Origin of the sequence: Methylobacterium brachythecii, assembly GCF_014196345.1 — a bacterium.
Lineage (GTDB): Bacteria > Pseudomonadota > Alphaproteobacteria > Rhizobiales > Beijerinckiaceae > Methylobacterium > Methylobacterium brachythecii.
The window spans coordinates 203169-219522 of sequence record NZ_JACIDN010000004.1 but is presented as its reverse complement, the minus strand read 5'-3'; the positions used below and the strand labels follow the sequence as shown (position 1 = coordinate 219522).

15 protein-coding genes are annotated in these 16354 nt (G+C 67.7%); 10 read left to right on the top strand and 5 right to left on the bottom strand.

Translation table 11 applies throughout. From position 1 onward, the window contains the following. The first annotated feature begins 144 nt into the window (after positions 1–144). The 8 genes from GGR33_RS12300 (at position 145) to GGR33_RS12265 (ending at position 11292) form a co-directional block, all read left to right on the top strand. Positions 145–3375 (top strand): efflux RND transporter permease subunit, encoded by a 3231-nt coding sequence (locus GGR33_RS12300; protein ID WP_183505493.1) that lies wholly within the window; start codon positions 145–147, stop codon positions 3373–3375. A 49-nt stretch (positions 3376–3424) separates the two neighbouring features. Continuing rightward, a complete protein-coding gene (locus tag GGR33_RS12295; RefSeq protein ID WP_284211989.1) occupies positions 3425–4717 on the top strand; it encodes an efflux RND transporter periplasmic adaptor subunit in 1293 nt (430 codons plus the stop codon). Between the two features lie 128 nt (positions 4718–4845). Then, positions 4846–6063, top strand: a complete 1218-nt coding sequence (locus tag GGR33_RS12290) for a D-alanyl-D-alanine carboxypeptidase family protein (protein ID WP_183505489.1) — start codon at positions 4846–4848, stop codon at positions 6061–6063. Between the two features lie 48 nt (positions 6064–6111). Then, on the top strand, positions 6112–6822 hold the full coding sequence (gene tmk, locus GGR33_RS12285; protein WP_183505487.1) for a dTMP kinase: 711 nt from the start codon (positions 6112–6114) through the stop codon (positions 6820–6822). Further along, complete coding sequence (locus tag GGR33_RS12280) at positions 6812–7876, top strand: DNA polymerase III subunit delta' (RefSeq protein WP_183505485.1); 1065 nt, start codon at positions 6812–6814, stop codon at positions 7874–7876. Before tmk ends, GGR33_RS12280 begins: the two co-directional genes overlap by 11 nt. A 90-nt stretch (positions 7877–7966) precedes the next feature. Beyond that, a complete protein-coding gene (gene metG, locus GGR33_RS12275) occupies positions 7967–9529 on the top strand; it encodes a methionine--tRNA ligase (RefSeq protein ID WP_183505483.1) in 1563 nt (520 codons plus the stop codon). A gap of 34 nt (positions 9530–9563) precedes the next feature. Beyond that, positions 9564–10361: a TatD family hydrolase gene (locus GGR33_RS12270; protein WP_183505481.1), complete on the top strand. Its 798-nt coding sequence runs from the start codon at positions 9564–9566 to the stop codon at positions 10359–10361. A gap of 127 nt (positions 10362–10488) precedes the next feature. Continuing rightward, positions 10489–11292, top strand: a complete 804-nt coding sequence (locus GGR33_RS12265; RefSeq protein WP_183505479.1) for an MBL fold metallo-hydrolase — start codon at positions 10489–10491, stop codon at positions 11290–11292. A gap of 4 nt (positions 11293–11296) precedes the next feature. Here GGR33_RS12265 and GGR33_RS12260 read toward each other — a convergent pair whose 3' ends face one another. The 3 genes from GGR33_RS12260 to GGR33_RS12250 all read right to left on the bottom strand — a co-directional run bounded on the left by GGR33_RS12260 (position 11297) and on the right by GGR33_RS12250 (position 13666). After that, on the bottom strand, positions 11297–11707 hold the full coding sequence (locus tag GGR33_RS12260) for a group III truncated hemoglobin (RefSeq protein WP_183505477.1): 411 nt from the start codon (positions 11705–11707) through the stop codon (positions 11297–11299). A 17-nt stretch (positions 11708–11724) separates the two neighbouring features. Further along, on the bottom strand, positions 11725–12531 hold the full coding sequence (locus GGR33_RS12255) for an SGNH/GDSL hydrolase family protein (protein WP_183505475.1): 807 nt from the start codon (positions 12529–12531) through the stop codon (positions 11725–11727). Positions 12532–12787: 256 nt separating this feature from the next. Then, positions 12788–13666, bottom strand: a complete 879-nt coding sequence (locus tag GGR33_RS12250; RefSeq protein WP_183505473.1) for a LysR substrate-binding domain-containing protein — start codon at positions 13664–13666, stop codon at positions 12788–12790. 167 nt (positions 13667–13833) lie between these two features. Between GGR33_RS12250 and GGR33_RS12245 the strand changes: the two genes are divergently transcribed. After that, a complete protein-coding gene (locus GGR33_RS12245) occupies positions 13834–14049 on the top strand; it encodes a hypothetical protein (RefSeq protein ID WP_183505471.1) in 216 nt (71 codons plus the stop codon). Between the two features lie 18 nt (positions 14050–14067). Here GGR33_RS12245 and GGR33_RS12240 read toward each other — a convergent pair whose 3' ends face one another. Then, on the bottom strand, positions 14068–14667 hold the full coding sequence (locus tag GGR33_RS12240; RefSeq protein WP_183505469.1) for a flavin reductase family protein: 600 nt from the start codon (positions 14665–14667) through the stop codon (positions 14068–14070). Positions 14668–14677: 10 nt separating this feature from the next. Further along, entirely contained in the window at positions 14678–15241 is a 564-nt protein-coding gene (locus GGR33_RS12235; protein ID WP_183505467.1) for a nitroreductase family protein, read from the bottom strand. 185 nt (positions 15242–15426) lie between these two features. Here GGR33_RS12235 and GGR33_RS12230 point away from each other — a divergent pair, with 185 nt between their 5' ends. Then, positions 15427–16338, top strand: coding sequence for a hypothetical protein (locus GGR33_RS12230; RefSeq protein WP_183505465.1), 912 nt, complete (start codon positions 15427–15429; stop codon positions 16336–16338). Positions 16339–16354 lie beyond the last annotated feature (16 nt).

Below are 16354 nucleotides of genomic sequence, written 5' to 3'. Positions count from 1 at the left end.
TTCGGGCGGATCGCGATACGCTGTCGATAAGTGCGGCATGGGCGCGCGTATGTGGCGTAGCACCCATCGAGACATTTGCCGGAAACATTTCCGCCGTCCTAGATCAGCCTCCGAAGCGAGGTTGCGAAGGCGAGGGCAGGGCGGATGGAGCTCGTCCAGTACGCTCTGAAATTTCGCATCACGACCTACGTCCTCGCCGTGCTGATGATGCTCGGGGGCGCCGGGGCGATCATCGTCACCCCGAAGGACGTGCTGCCCACCGTCGACATCCCCGTCGTCGTCGTCGTCTGGACCTATACCGGCCTCTCCGCACCCGAGGTGGAGAAGCGGATCACGACCTATTCCGAGTTCGGAATCTCCAACAACGTCAATAACATCGCCCGCATGGAGTCGACCACGCTCCAGGGTACGGCGGTGCTCAAGATCTATTTCGACCCGTCGGTCAGCATCGACCTCGCCATCGCTCAGGTCGTCTCCTCGACGAACTCGATCCGCGCCCTGATGCCGCCGGGCGTCCAGCCGCCGGTGATCGTGCGGTTCTCAGCCTCGTCGGTGCCCGTGATCCAGCTGGCACTGACCTCGACCAAGGACGCGCTCACTAAGGTCTTCGATTACGGCCAGTATCGCATCCGCCAGCGCCTCACGACGGTGCCGGGCACGACGCTGCCGTCGCCCTTCGGCGGCGCGCCCCGTCAGGTGATGGTCGATCTCGACCTGCGCGCGCTCCAGGCGCTCGGCATCACGCCGCTCGAAGTCACCAACGCCGTGGGCGCCGGCAACCTGACCATCCCCTCGGGCCTCGCCAAGTTCGGCGAGCAGCAATATCCGGTGCAGCTCAACGCCACCCCCGACACCATCGCCGAGCTCAACGACATCCCGATTAAGGTGGTCGCCGGTCAGCCGGTGCTGGTGCGTGACGTGGCGCATGTGCGCGACGGCGGGCCGCCGCAGGTCAACATCGTGCGCGGCGACGGCTCGCCTTCCGTGCTGATGAAGGTGCTCAAGAACGGCACCGCCTCGACGCTGGACGTCGTCAACAATCTCAAGGCCGCCTTGCCCGATATCCGCGCCGCAGCGCCGGAGGGCATGTCGATCAAGGCGCTCTTCGATCAGTCGGTCTTCGTCTCGAACGCCATTCACGGCGTGCTGGAGGAGGCACTGATCGCCTCCTGCCTGACGGGCCTCACCATCCTGCTCTTCCTCGGGTCGTGGCGCTCGACGCTGATCGTGCTGATCTCGATCCCCCTGTGCATCCTGACCTCGCTCGCGGTGCTCGCGGCGCTCGGCCAGACCATCAACGTGATGACCCTCGGCGGCCTCGCGCTCGCGGTGGGCATCCTGGTCGACGACGGCACGGTGGCGATCGAGAACACCTACCGGCTGTTCGAGGAGGGCAAGCCGTTCCGCGAGAGCGTGGTCCACGGTGCGGCCGGCATCGCCAAGCCGGCGCTGATCTCGACGCTCTCGATCTGCGCCGCCTTCGTCTCGGTGTTCGCCCTCGTCGACATCCCGAAATACCTGTTCACGCCGCAGGCGATGGCGGTCGTGTTCGCGATGCTGACCTCCTACCTGCTGTCGCGCACGCTGGTGCCGCTGCTGATCGACGTGCTCGTGGCGCGCGAATACGCCCAGCATCACGGCGAGGAGCACGAGCAGCCGAAGAGCGGACGTCTGCGCCGCGCCCTGTCATGGCCGATGAAGCCGGTGTTCCGCCTCGCCGGCGCCTTCCGTCATGGCTTCGAGGCCCGCTTCGCCCGCTTCCACCGCAGCTATCTCGGGCTGCTGCACGTGGTGCTGGCGCGGCGGGTGGCGACGCTCGCCGTGGTCGGCCTGATCTTCGCCGGAACGGGCGTTCTCTTCACCTTCGTCGGGCAGGATTACTTCCCACAGGTCGAATCCAGCCAGATCACCCTGCATCTGCGCACCCGCACCGGCATGCGCATCGAGACCGCCGATCAGGTTTTCGGCCAGGTCGAGAAGACGGTGAGGGAGGTGATCCCGCCGGGCGAGATCGAACTCGTCCTCAACAACATCGGCATCCCGTCGAACAACTACAACTTCGCCTTCTCCGACGGCTCGTTCGTCTCCTACAACGACGGCCAGATGCTGGTCAGCCTCAAGGAAGGGCATGGGCCGGTCGCGGATTACACCAAGGCCCTGCGCGAGACCCTGCGGGACCGCTTCCCCGACCTCACGGTCTATGTGCAGCCCTCCGACATCATCACGCAGATCCTGAATTTCGGCGTGCTCGCACAGATCGACGTCCAGATTTCGGGCCGCAATATCGAGAAGGACCTCGAGGTCGCGCAGCGCATTGTCTCACGCCTCAAGCAGACCAAGGGCCTCGTCGACGTCCATCTCCACCAGATCGTCAACGAGCCGCAATTCTACGTCGACGTGGACCGGCGCCAGGCCTCCGAGCTCGGCCTCTCGCAGCAGCAGGTGGCGCAGAGCCTGAACGTCTCGCTCTCGGGCTCCTTCCAGGTGAACCCGAATTTCTGGACCGACCCGAAATCCGGCATCCCCTATCAGCTTTGGGTACAGACGCCGGAATACCGCAACGACAGCCTTACCGAGTTGCAGAACACGCCGATCCTGGTCCAGGGCGGCGGCCGCGACGGGCCGGGCGTGCTGACGCTGCTCTCCAGCGTCTCGTCGATCAAGCGCACGCCGACCCAGACCGTGATCAACCACGTCAACACGCAGCCCACCTTCAACGTCTACGCCGCCGTGCAGGATCGCGATCTCGGCTCGGTGGCCGGCGAGATCGACCGGATCGTCCAGGAGGAGCAGAAGGCGCTGCCGGCACCGGACAAGATCACCGTGCGCGGGCAGATCGAGAACATGCGCTCGGCCTTCTTCCGGCTGGAGGTCGGCCTCGGCATCGCGCTGATTGCGGTCTACCTCTTGATGGCCGTGAACTATCAGAGCTGGGGCGATCCCTTCGTGGTGCTCGCCGCGCTGCCGCTCGCCTTCTGCGGCATCACCGCGAGCCTGTTCATCACCGGCACCACCTTCTCGATCCCCTCGCTGTTCGGGGCGATCATGTCGGTCGGCATCGCGAGCGCCAACTCGATCCTGCTCGTGACCTTCGCCAAGGAACACCGCGAGGCCACGGGCTGCTCGGCGATCGAAGCGGCGATCAAGGCCGGAGACACGCGCCTGCGGCCGGTCCTGATGACGGCGGGCGCAATGTTTCTCGGCCTGATCCCGATGGCGATCGGATCGGGGGAGGGCGGCGAGCAGAACGCGGCGCTCGCCCGCGCCGTGATGGGCGGCATCGCGATCGGCACGCCGGCGACGCTGCTCTTCGTGCCGTTTCTCTACAGCCTGTTGCGCCGCGGAGCCGTCCATCCGGTCGAGGATTACCTATGAACCGGAACACGTTGCGGCGCGCGGCCGTTCGCCTATGGGCCGAGACAAGGTGACTGTGAGCCAGCCCGACCAGCCAGCTTCCGATAAGGACATCCCCCCGCCGCCGGGCAAGGGGCTGTTCGTGCTCGTCGCCCTGGTGGCGGTCGGCCTGCTCGGCTGGGGCGGCTACGGCCATTGGCGACGCGATGCCGCCGCCGCCGAGTCGCAGCGCAAGGTCATCGAACAGGTGCCGAAGGTTCGCGCCGTCAACTCGGAGCGCGTCGAGACACCCGTCGAGCTGACGCTGCCGGGCCAGACCGAGGCCTTCGCCACGGCGCGCATCTTCGCCCGCGCGACCGGCTACATTGCCGAGCGCAACGTCGATATCGGCTCGCGGGTGAAGGCCGGCGACCGGCTCCTGCGCATCGCCGCGCCGGATCTCGACCAGCAGCTCGCCCAGTCCCAGGCCCAACTCGGCCAGCTCCAGGCGCAGCTGCTGCGGGCGAAGGCGCAGGTCGATCAGGCCAAGGCCAATGTGAGCCTCGCGCAGGTCACCAACTCGCGCACCTCGACGCTCGCCGGCCAGGGCTGGGCCTCGAAGCAGAATGCCGACAACACCCAGGCCGGCGTGCTCAGCCAATCCGCCAACCTGGCCTCGGCCGAGGCCGACGTTAAGGTGGCCGAGGCCAACATCAAGGCGCAGCAGGCCACCGTCGACCGGCTCAAGGCGCTGACCGGTTTCGAGATCGTAACCGCGCCGTTCGACGGCGTCGTCACGACGCGCAGTGTCGATGTCGGCGATCTCGTCACGGCCGATGCCGGCAGCGGCACGCCTCTTCTTGCCATGGCGCGGGACGACCTGCTGCGCATCTCGGTGAACGTGCCGCAGAACGCCTCGGTCGGTGTCCAGCCGGGCATCGATGCTGTGATCAAGGTCCCGCAGATGCCGGGTCGGTCGTTCTCCGGCACGGTCGAGCGCAGTTCGGTCGCGTTGCTCTCGGCCTCGCGCACGCTGACGACGCAGGTCGACGTTCCGAACAAGGATTTCACGTTGCAGGCCGGCCTCTACGTCTACGTGACGCTGAAGATTCCGCGCGCCGCTCCCGCCATCCGCATCCCTGCCGAGGCGATGGTGTTCAATCAGCGCGGCACGCAGGTCGCCATCGCCAATCCCGACGGGACCGCCTCGTGGCGCAGCATCGGCATCCGCCGCGATCTCGGAGCCTTCCTCGAACTCGACCAGGGTCTCGACGGCAGCGAGCGCCTCGTCCTCAGTCCGCCGCCCGACCTGAAGGACGGGCAGAAGATCGAGATTCAACCCGAGAAGGGCGACGGCAAGCCGATGCAGGCGGCGCAGCGCTGACGAACGGACCGGGCACGTCGCCGCAGGCTTCATCATTCCAACAGGTTGGATTCGATCGCCACCGCAGTTCGGGATATAGTCAAGCTCATGGGAGGCCTGCCCCGGCAGGCGACGCGCGAGAGACGACGATGCGGGCTTCGAGAGCGATCCTTCGCGCGGCCACTATTCTCGCTGCCGTTTTCTCCCTGTCGGCAGGGGCTGTGACCGCCCAAACCTTCCAGACCGCCGCGCCCCACGCGATCCTGCTCGATGCGGAATCCGGCGCGGTGCTGTTCGAGAAGGCGGCCGACGAGCTGTTTTCCCCGGCCAGCATGGCCAAGCTGATGACCACCGAGATCGTGTTCAGCGCCCTGAAGGAAGGGCGCCTGACCATGGATACCGAGTTCACGGTGACCGAGGACGCCTGGAAACGGGGAGGGGCAGGCGGCGGCGGCTCCTCGATGTTCGCTCAGGTCAACAGCCGCATCAAAATGTCCGACCTGCTGCGCGGCCTGATCGTCCAGTCCGGCAATGATGCCGCGATCACCATCGCGGAAAACATGGCCGGCACCGAGGAGGCCTTCGCCGGGCTGATGAACCAGAAGGCCAAGGAGATCGGGCTCACGCGCTCGACCTTCCGCAACGCCACCGGCTACTCGGCGCCCGACCAGAAGGTCACCGCCCGTGACATGGCGAAGATCGCCCAGCACATCATCGACACCTATCCCGACCTCTACAAGATCTTCGCCGAACGCGAATTCACCTGGAACAAGATCAAGCAGCAGAACCGCAATCCGCTGCTCACCCTCGACATCGGCGCCGACGGCCTCAAGACCGGCTACCTGGAGGAATCCGGATACGCGCTCACCGGCTCGGCCGTGCAGAACGGCCAACGCCTGATCATGGTGCTCTCGGGCCTGAAGACCGCCCGCGACAGGGCATCGGAATCGCGCAAGCTGATGGAATGGGGCCTGCGCGCCTTCGACAACCGGCAGATCTTCCAAGCCAACGAAACCGTGGCCGAGGTGCCCGTCTATGGCGGCGACAAGGGCTCGGTCGCCGTCGTGGCGAAGAAGACGGTGCGCCTGCTGCAGCCGCGCGGCTCGTCCGAGCGGATGAGCGCGCGTGTGGTCTACAAGGGACCGCTCGTCGCACCGATCGAGCAGGGTCAGCAGGTCGGCACGTTGCGGGTGATGCGTGGCGATTCGATCGCGCTCGACCAACCGCTCTACGCGGCCGAGCCCGTGGCCACCGGCACGCTGACCCAGCGCGCCTTCGATGCCGCGCTCGAAGTCGGCGGCGATCTCGTGCGCAAGGCTTTCGACAAAGCCCGGGGCGGTGGGAAGGAAGCGGGTAGCGCTTCCTGAAACCTAGGACCGTCGCCCCGCGATCCCGGTCATGCTAGGCCCCTCGGCATGACGACCGACACGCTAGAAGCCGCACCCGAGGGCGTCTTCATCACCTTCGAAGGCGGGGAGGGGGCCGGGAAATCCACACAGATCCTCCGCCTCGCCGCGCATCTGCGCGCCCGGTCCGGCCGAGAGGTCGTGACCACTCGTGAGCCCGGCGGCACGCCCAAGGCCGAAGCCATCCGTGAGGCGGTGCTCGCCGGTGTCGCCAAGCCCTACGGTGCCTTCGCCGAGGCGCTGATGTTTTCCGCCGCGCGCATCGACCATCTCGACCAGCTCATCCGCCCGGCACTCGCCAAAGGCGCCGTGGTGCTCTGCGACCGCTTCTCGGATTCGACCCGCGCCTATCAGGGCGCGGCCGGAGGCGTGGGCGAAGCCGACCTGCTGGCACTGGAGCGCGTCGTCGTCGGGCCGACCCGGCCGCGTCTCACGCTCATCCTCGACCTGCCGCCGGAAACCGGGCTCGCGCGGGCCCGGCAGCGGGCCGGAGGCGGGGAGGGGGAGGCTGACCGGTTCGAGGCCGAGGCGCTCGGCTTCCACCAGCGCCTGCGCGCGGCCTTCAGTGCTATCGCCGAAGCCGAACCGGAGCGCTGCGTCGTCATCGATGCCGATGCCGCGCCCGATTCCGTCGAGGCCGCGATCCGCGCCGCCGTCGCCACTCGGCTACCCGCCCTGCTCTCCGAGGCCGAGAAGGACGCGAGAGAGAATGCCGCCTGACCACCCGCGCGAGACCGCGGAAGCGGGCGATCTCGCCAACATCCCCCGGCCCCGCGAGCACAACCGCCTCGTCGGACACGAGGCCGCGGAGGCTGCCTTCGTCGAAGCCCTTCGCTCCGGCCGGCTGCACCATGCCTGGCTGATCGGCGGCCCGCGCGGCATCGGCAAGGCGACGCTCGCCTACCGGGTCGCGCGGCGCCTCGTCGCCGACCCGCGCAGCTTGCCTCGCCCCGACGGCCTCGACGTGCCGCCGGAGCATCCCGTCGCCCGGCAGGTCGCGGCGCTGTCGCATCCGAACCTGGTGGCCCTGCGCCGCGTCCAGGCGCCCGGCGCAAAGACGCTGCCGACCAAGATCTCCGTCGATGCCGCGCGCAAGGCGCTGGACCTGTTCGCCGAGACCGCGGGCGGGGAGGGCGGTCACCGCGTCTGCATCGTCGACAGCGCCGAGGACCTCAACGCCAACAGCGCCAACGCCCTGCTCAAGATGATCGAGGAGCCGCCGCCGCGCGCGCTCTTCCTGATCGTCAGCCACGCGCCGGGGCGCCTCCTGCCGACGATCCGCTCACGCTGCCGCAAACTCGCGCTACGGCCCCTCGACGAGGAGCAGGTCGAAACGGTGATCGACGGCTTTCCGCCGCCTTTCGTCCAGCCCGCCGCCGACGACGTCGCTCGCGCCGCCGCGCTCGGGGAGGGGTCGGTGTCGCGCTCGGTCTCGTTCCTCGATTCCGCAACGGCGGGCGTGGTGCGCGAGGTCCGCATGCTGCTCTCGAACCCGCACGATCCCGACTGGCACCGCGTCCTCAAGCTCGCCGACACGGTCTCCGGCCGGGATGCCGACGAACTCTTCGGGGCCGCCCTCGATACGCTGCAGCGCTTCCTTTCCTCGGAGATCGACCGCCGGAAGGGGGAGGGGGCCGCGCAACTGCTGGGGCTGGTCGAGGCCGCCGACCGGATCGTTGAGAAGACCCGCGAGGCGGCGGTCTATAATCTCGATCGCCGGCCGCTGGTGCTGTCGCTGTTCGGCGAGGTGGCCGGAGCGCTGCGCCACCTCTGATCTGCTGCACCGCCGTTCGTCGGTTGCGTCGCGCCGGCTGTCGCGCAACAAGGCCAGATCCGATCCCCTGCGGAAAGCCCCCTCGACCTGATGGCCAGCGACACCGCGCAGCGCACCTTCAGCATCACCACGGCGATCTCGTATCCGAACGGGATGCCGCATATCGGCCATGCCTACGAGGTGATCGCCACGGACGCGATCGCGCGCTTTAAGCGCCTCGACGGCTACGACGTGCATTTTTCGACGGGCACCGACGAGCACGGCCTCAAGATCCAGCAGACCGCCACCAAGGCCGGAACCACGCCGCGGGCCTTCGTCGACGACATGGCCGCGCGCTTCAAGGCGATGGCCGACGCCCTGCACTGCTCCTACGACCGCTTCATCCGCACCACGGAGCCCGAGCACTATGCCGCGGCCCAGGAGATCTGGCGGCGCATGGAGGCGAACGGCGACATCTATCTCGCCAAATACGCCGGCTGGTACTCGGTGCGCGACGAGGCCTATTACGACGAGGCCGAGACGATCCTCACGCCGGACGGCAGTCGCCGCAGCGCCAAGACCGACACGCCGGTCGAGTGGATGGAGGAAGAGAACTACCTCTTCCGGCTGTCCAACTACGAGGACAAGCTGCTGAAGCTCTATGCCGAGCAGCCGGATTTCCTCGGGCCGGATACTCGCATGAACGAGGTCGCGAGCTTCGTTCGCTCGGGGCTGAAGGATCTCTCCGTCAGCCGCACCACCTTCGACTGGGGCGTGCCGGTGCCCGAAAAGCCCGGCCACGTCATGTATGTCTGGGTCGACGCGCTGACCAACTATCTCACCGTCACCGGCTTTCCGGACCGATCCGACCCGCGGAAAAAATACTGGCCGGCCGATCTGCACGTCATCGGCAAGGACATCGTGCGCTTCCACGCGGTGTACTGGCCGGCCTTCCTGATGTCGGCCGGCCTGCCGTTGCCGCGTCGCGTCTTCGGCCACGGCTTCCTGCTCTCCAAGGGCGAGAAGATGTCGAAGTCGCTCGGCAACGTCGTCGACCCGATGGACCTCGTCTCGACCTACGGCGTCGACCCGGTGCGCTACTTCGTGCTGCGCGAAGTGCCGTTCGGCGGCGACGGCAATTACAGCCACGAGGCGATCATCAACCGCATCAACGCGGACCTCGCCAACGATATCGGCAACCTCGCCCAGCGCTCGCTGAGCATGATCGCCAAGAACAGCGACGGCGCCGTTCCGGAGCCGGGCGCCTTCACCGAGGCCGACACGGCGCTGTTGAACGCCGCCGCCGCCCTGCCGGAAAAGGCGAGGGGGCTGATGACGAATCTCGCTCTCCACCAGATCCTCGCCGAGATCTGGACGGTGGTGGCCGATGCGAACCGCTACTTCGCGTCCGAAGAGCCCTGGAAGCTCAAGAAGAGCGATCCAGCGCGCATGAACACCGTGCTCTACGTGACGATCGAGACCCTGCGCCGCGTCGGGATTCCAGTGCAGCCATTCATGCCGACCGCAGCCGGCGTTCTGCTCGACCTGCTGGCCGTGCCGACGCTGGAGCGCCAGTTCGCGCATGCCGGAGGGGGTCATAGCCTGAAGGCCGGCACGCCGTTGCCGGCACCGAGCCCGATCTTCCCGCGCTTCGAGAAGCCGGAGGCGGTCTAGCACCGCCCGCATAGGAACCGAGACAATCCGCTCCATGCTGGTCGACAGCCACTGCCATCTGGATTTTCCGGACTTCGCCGAGGACATCCCCGGCGTGATCGCGCGCGCCGAGGCGGCTGGCGTGACGCGGATGCTCACGATCGCGACGCGGGTCGCCAAGGCCGAGTCTTACCGGGCCATCGCCGAGGCGCATCCTCAGGTCTGGTGCACTGTGGGTACCCACCCTCACGGCGCCGCCGAGGAACCCGACGTGCCGGCCGAGACCATCATCGGCCTGACGGATCATCCGCGCTGCATCGGCATCGGCGAAGCGGGGCTCGACTACCACTACGAGGATGCCGCCCCGCAAGCCGTCCAGGAGCGGGTGTTCCGCGCCCATATCGCAGCCTCCCGCGCCACCGGCCTGCCCCTCGTGATCCATTCGCGCGACGCCGACGCGCATATGGAAGCGGTGCTCACCGACGAAGTCGGGCGTGGCCCGTTCAAGGCGATCCTGCACTGCTTCTCGTCAGGCGCCCGACTGGCCCAGGTCGGGGTCGAGCTCGGCCTCTATGTCTCGTTCTCCGGTATCGTGACCTTCCGCCGCTCGACCGAATTGCGCGAGATCGCCGCCGCCGTGCCGCTCGACCGGATGCTGGTGGAGACCGACGCGCCGTTCCTCGCGCCCGAGCCGCATCGCGGCCGTCGCTGCGAGCCGGCCTATACCGCCGACACCGCTCGCGTCCTGGCCAAGACCCTGGACCTGCCCTTCGAGACGCTGGCCACGCAGACGACCGACAACTTTTTCACGCTGTTCGACAAGGCGGCCGCGCTGGAGGGCAGCGCGGTATGAGACCCTCCCCTGTCATGGCGAGCCGCAGGCGAAGCAATCCAGGGCTAACATGCCGACTTTGCGTGCGTGGCCCTGGATTGCTTCGCTGCGCTCGCAATGACGGGGAGAATGCCAAGGGGGCGGTCTCATGCCGTCCCTGAACCTGCGTATTCTCGGCTGCGGCTCGTCGGGTGGCGTGCCGCGGGTCGGCTATGGCTGGGGCGCCTGCGACCCGAACGAGCCGAAGAACCGCCGCCGCCGCTGCTCGATCCTCGTCGAGCGGCTGGACGGCGCCGGCACCACCAGCCTCCTCGTCGACACCTCGCCGGATCTGCGCGAGCAACTCATGGATGCGGGCGTCGATCGGCTCGACGCGGTGCTCTATACGCACGCCCATGCCGATCATACCCACGGGATCGACGACCTGCGGCCACTGGTGCTGACCATGCGCCGGCGCATCCCGGTCCATGCCGATGCCCTGACTGGAAAGCTGCTCTCGGTGCGTTTCGGCTACGCCTTCGAGACCCCGCCGGGTAGCCTCTATCCGCCGATCCTCGACCTGCACGACTTCACCGAGGCCGATGTCGTGACGGTCACCGGGGAGGGAGGCGCAATCGAGGCCCTGCCCTTCGCCATGGAGCACGGCAACGAGGCGGCCTACGGATTCCGCTTCGGCCCTGCAGCCTATGCGCCCGATGTCAGCGTGATGCCCGACGCCGCCAAGTCGCGGCTCAAAGGCCTCGACCTTCTCATCATCGATGCGCTGCGCGAGACCCCTCACCCGTCGCATTATTCGGTCTCGGATGCCCTCGCGCTGATCGAGGAGGTCGCGCCCCGGCGTGCAATCCTGACCAACCTGCACACCGATCTCGACTACGAGACGCTGGCCAAAAAGCTGCCGCGGGGCGTGGTTCCGGCCTATGACGGACTCGCCGTCGGCGTCGATCTCTGATCGCTCAGGACCTGGCCGGCTGGAGCAGCTCGGCCCGGAAGAACAGCCCGGCCTTGAGGCTGTCGCCGATGCGATGAGCGCGCTCCACCAGCGCCTCGGCGATCGCGGGCGCAAACGTCTCCGACGCGGTCTGGCCAAACAGCCCGAGCCAGCGCTCGAAATGCGCCATGCCGATCCCTTCGATCGCCACGTGCTTGCCGAACGGATTGCCCTTGTAGCGTCCGGTCTTGAGCAGCACGGAGGACCAGAAATCCCGGATCGTCGCGAGATGGCGTAGCCAATCCTCGTCCGCGATCCGCGCGGCGAAGACCGGCCCGATCACGTCGTCACGCCGGACCTTCGCGTAGAAGCCGTCGAGGAAGATGCCGAGCGTGTCCTCGGTCAGCGCCTCCAACCGGGCGCGGGGAGGGGGCATCAACACCCGTGCCCCCGTCAGTTCCGGACGAGCGACGGCTGGGCCAAGCCGGCGCTGGCCAAGAGTTGAGCTGCCGCGGATTTTGCGAGCCGACTGTAGCCGGCATCAGTCATGTGCAGGCCGTCTGGGCCGATCATCTGCTGGGGCGTCATCAGCCCGCGCGTGATCCAGGAGAGCATCATGTCATGGCGCTGGATCACCGGCACGCCGAGCTCGGCCGAGAGTTCGTGCAGCGCATCGCCGTATTGCGCGGCATTGGCGACACCACTGAGCCGCTGGCACCACTGCTGGTCCATCAGCACCACGTCGGCGCCAGTCGCGCGGATCGCCAGGATGCCCTCGCGGGTCAGCTCCTTGAAGCGCTCAACCGGCACACCTTTCAGCGGATCGTTGCTGCCGGTCTGCCAGATCACGACGTCCGGATGCTCGGCGATGACGTCGCGGTCCAGCCGCTGAGCCATGTCGCGGGAATCGTCGCCGCCCTTGCCGCGGTTGATCACCGTGACCGAGCGCCGGCTCGACGCGCCGATTTGCAAGCTTTCCTCGAGATCGGTCTCCAACAGGGCCGGGTAGGTGGCTGCCGGCGAGGAGGCGCCGATGCCCTGCGTCGAGGACGAACCGAAAGCCACGATGCGAATGTCGCCATCCTTGCCGAGGAGCGAGGCCAAACGCGCCAACTTGAGCGCAGGCCGCGCTGACTTGCCGGGCTGGCTTCCCATCGGCTGCGTCGCTGCCTGTGGCGCCAGATCGGGTTGGGCCACGGCCGGATAGCCGAGACCGACGGCGAGCAGGGCCAGACCGAGGCGTGAGAAGCGCTGGAACATGGGAAAGAGGGCTGAAGACGCGATGCAGGAAAGCGGGAAACGTAGCGAAACATTGTGACCTTACCGCGAGCGACGGCCACAGCGCGCCCGTGATCAATGTCGCACGAGCGTTTTGCCACGAGCCTGTGCCTGGACGGCGACAGGCCCCGGAGGGATCGATCCAGGACCCCTGCCCCAGGAAATCACGTGATCAGGTTCCATAATATATCTTATGCGAACGCTGGATGGGGTCGTGAGGGGGCCTTTGGACCCTCCCTCAAGCCGCCGGCGTCAGCGCCTTGTGTCCCGCAAGGCTCTCGCTGAGAAAGGCGATCAGCGGCGCGACGAGATCCGGCGAGCGATCCTCGCCGAGCACGATCACCTCGCTGAGCGGCAGAGCCGGCCACAGCTCCGGCGCGCGCAGGATCTGCATGCCCTCCTGGACGAAGGAGCGACCGAGCAGCGTCACGCCGAGACCGCCTGCGACGGCCGCCTGGACGCCCATCAGGCTGCTCGCTGTGCAGACGGCGGTCCATTCCCGGCGCACCGAGTCGAGCGCAGCGATCGTCATCTCGCGGTAGCTGCAGGGCGGCACCATCATCACCAGCCGGGCAGGCCGGCTGAAATCGAGCTGGTAATCGGCAGAGGCCAGCCAGACCAACGGCTCGCGCCAGATCACCCTGCCCCGGGCCTGCGCGGCGGTGCGCTTGGCGATCACCGCATCGAGCCGGTCGGCGTCGTAGGCCTCCAGGAGCCTGAGGCTCAGGCCGGTCATCAGGTCGACATGCACGCCCGGATAGAGCCGTCCGAATCGCGCTAGGAGCTTCGGCAGCTCGCCCGGGATGAAATCGTCCGACACGCCGAGCCGCAGGGTGCCGCTGGCCGGCGGCTCGCGCCAGCTGCGCATGATGCTGTCGTTCAGTTCGAGCATCTGGCGCGCACTGACGAGCAGCCGTTCGCCATCCGCCGTCAGGCCGAGCATGCGGCTCGTACGATCGAAGACGCGCCGCCCGAGAATCTCTTCGAGGCGCAAGACTTTCTGGCTCACCGCCGATTGAGAGCGATGCACCACGCTGGCAGCAGCCGTGAAGCTGCCGGTCTCAGCAACGGCCACGAAGGCGCGGAGCAGGTCGAGTTCGAGATCGGGATGGCGCATGGATCGGTGCAGGGGCGAGGAGATGGCCACCCGATCTAGCAGAAAATCAGATTATATCGATACGAACTATGCGTTTTGCAGATCGAAGGTGAGGGCGCACTCTGGCTCGGCGCGATCGCTCCAGGGCGGTCGCCGCGATCCCCCTGCCCTCGACTGAAGAGGCTCCCATGTCCGCCGCGGCCATTGCCAGCATCCACCGCCCCTACCCCGGCCTGACGGCCGCCGTGACGCTCGGCCCGGCTCGACTCGTGCTCGACACGATGGGTCCGCTGGCGCGCAAGGCCGCCGGTTCGAAGACGGTTGCGCGGGTTCTGATGAGCGCGATCGCGCTCTGGGGCGCCCTGGGACCCTTGGCGAGCACGATCGGCGACCTCGCGCGGTGAGGATCGCCGCGTTTCGGTCTAGCCGCCCTTCGGCCTGACCAGCTCGAAACGCTGCTCCGCCGCGATGGCGAAGTAGTCGAAATAGCCGCCGCGCTGGATCGGGCTCATGGCGGCCGTGTCCACGCGGCCGTCACGCACGAAGCGCTCATCGACATAGATCGAGACCACCTGCCCGATCACCATGTGGTTGGTTGGCGAACCGCCGCCGAGCGGCACTAGCGGTACGGTCTGCAGCCATCTGCATTCGATGGCGGCCGGCGCTGCAGCCACACGCGGCGGCCGGACCTTCCGGGATGGCGCCATCTCGAGCCCGGCATGCTCGAATTCGCTGTGCCCACGCTCCAGCGGCGCCGAGGTGGCGTTCATGTGATCGCGCAACTCGTAGGTGGCGAGACTGCAGACGAACTCACCGCCCTCCTCCGCGAAGGTCAGCGCGTCCTTGCGGCCAGTCGAGGAGAACATGACCATGTCATCGGCGACGGCGTTGAAGAACGAGTACGGCGCGAGGTTCAGCCGGCCCATCTTGTCCATGCTGCTGATCCAGCCGATCGGGCGCGGCGCGACGATCGCCTTCAGCGGATTGTGCGGCAGGGTGCGCTCGTCTGCGGAGTAATGCATTGTTCTGGCCCTACAGCCGGGTGACGATCTCGGCGAGCACGGGACGCGGCCGGTCGCTTGGCACCTCCTGCGGGCGGCCGATATGGATGAAGCCGGCGATCTTCTCCGACGGCTCCAGCCCGAGCATGTCGAGAATGCGCCGGTCGTAGGCGAACCACTCGGTGAGCCAGGAGGTGGCGTATCCGGCGGCGTTGGCGGCGATCACGAGGTTGGTGCAGACGGCGCCGGCCGAGAGCACCTGCTCCCATTCGGGGATCTTCACATGCGGGCCGGCGCGGGAGACGACGGCAACGACCAAGGGCGCATGGGCGAGCCGCTTGCGCTCGAGGTCGAGCCGGCCTGCATCGGCATCGGGGAAGTCGGCCGCATGGGTCTTGGCGATGGCCTCTCCGACGGTCAGACGCGCCTCTCCTTCGATGACGAGGAAGCGCCAGGGCGCGAGCTTTCCGTGGTCAGGCACACGCGCGGCGATGGTCAGCAGGTCGTCGAGTTCTTCGCGGGACGGGCCGGGGCCTTCGAGCCGCACGGGCGGCACCGAGCGGCGGACGCGGAGCATGTCGAGGGTGGCGTTCATGGGGATCCGGGGAACGGCTTCCAGCAGGCGACCGGCGGTGGACGCGAGGGCTGCGGTGCGCGATCCTGCATCCTGTCGGCAGCGCCATCGCGCCGCCATCGTCCGGTCGTAGCGCCCGTCATGGCGCAGCGTCGCCGGATTGGCAATTGCGGGCACAGCGCCCGCGCGACAGGGTCGTTTCAGGAATGCGTGAAGTGGGGCTCTGGCGGGTGATCGCGATCCTCGCTGCGACGGCGGCCGGCGCGCGGGCGCAGAGTCCCTTCGACAATCCCGTGGGCGGCCCCCTGCCCTCGCCCGGCATCACCAGCCCGATCCTGCCGCAGCCGGCACCTGCCGAAAGCGAGGCGGATCTGTCGCTCTCGGCGACGCTCGTCGGCGGCGGCCAGCGGCTGCGCTCCGGGCTCGCCTGGCGCGTCTACGAGGACAAGGCCGAGGCCGGCAAGCCGGCGATCGTCGCCCGCTCGACCGACGCCACGCCGAGCTTCCGGCTGCCTCCGGGCTCCTACGTCGCCACCGTCACCTACGGTTTCGCCAGCGCCTCGAAGCGCGTGACGATGTCGGGCAGCGCGACGAGCGAGGACATCAAGATCAGCGCCGGCGCGCTCAAGCTGTCCGGCTCCATCGGCAATCAGAAGATCGCTCCCAACCAGCTCGCCTTCTCGATCTTCGTGCCCATCGGCGCCAATTCGGAAGGCCGTCTCGTGAGGAGCGGCGTCAAGGCGGGCGAGGTCGTGCGGCTGCCGGAGGGCACCTATCACGTGGTCTCGACCTACGGGGAATCGAACGCGATCCAGCGCGCCGACCTCAAGGTGGAGAACGGCAAGGTGACGGACGCCACGCTGAACCACCGGGCCGCGACCGTCACGCTGAAGCTCGTCGCAGCCCCCGGCTCGGAGGCCTTCGCCGGCACCGCCTTCAGCGTGCTGACCCCCGGCGGCGATACCATCCGCGAGGCGATCGGCGCGTTTCCGTCCGTGACGCTGGCAGAGGGCGACTACGTGCTGATCGCCCGCCACGAGGGGCAGGTCTACACGCGCGAGTTCAAGGTCGAGAGCGGCCTCGACCGCGACATCGAGGTCGTGGCGAAGGCGTCCTGAACCGGAAGGCAGGGCG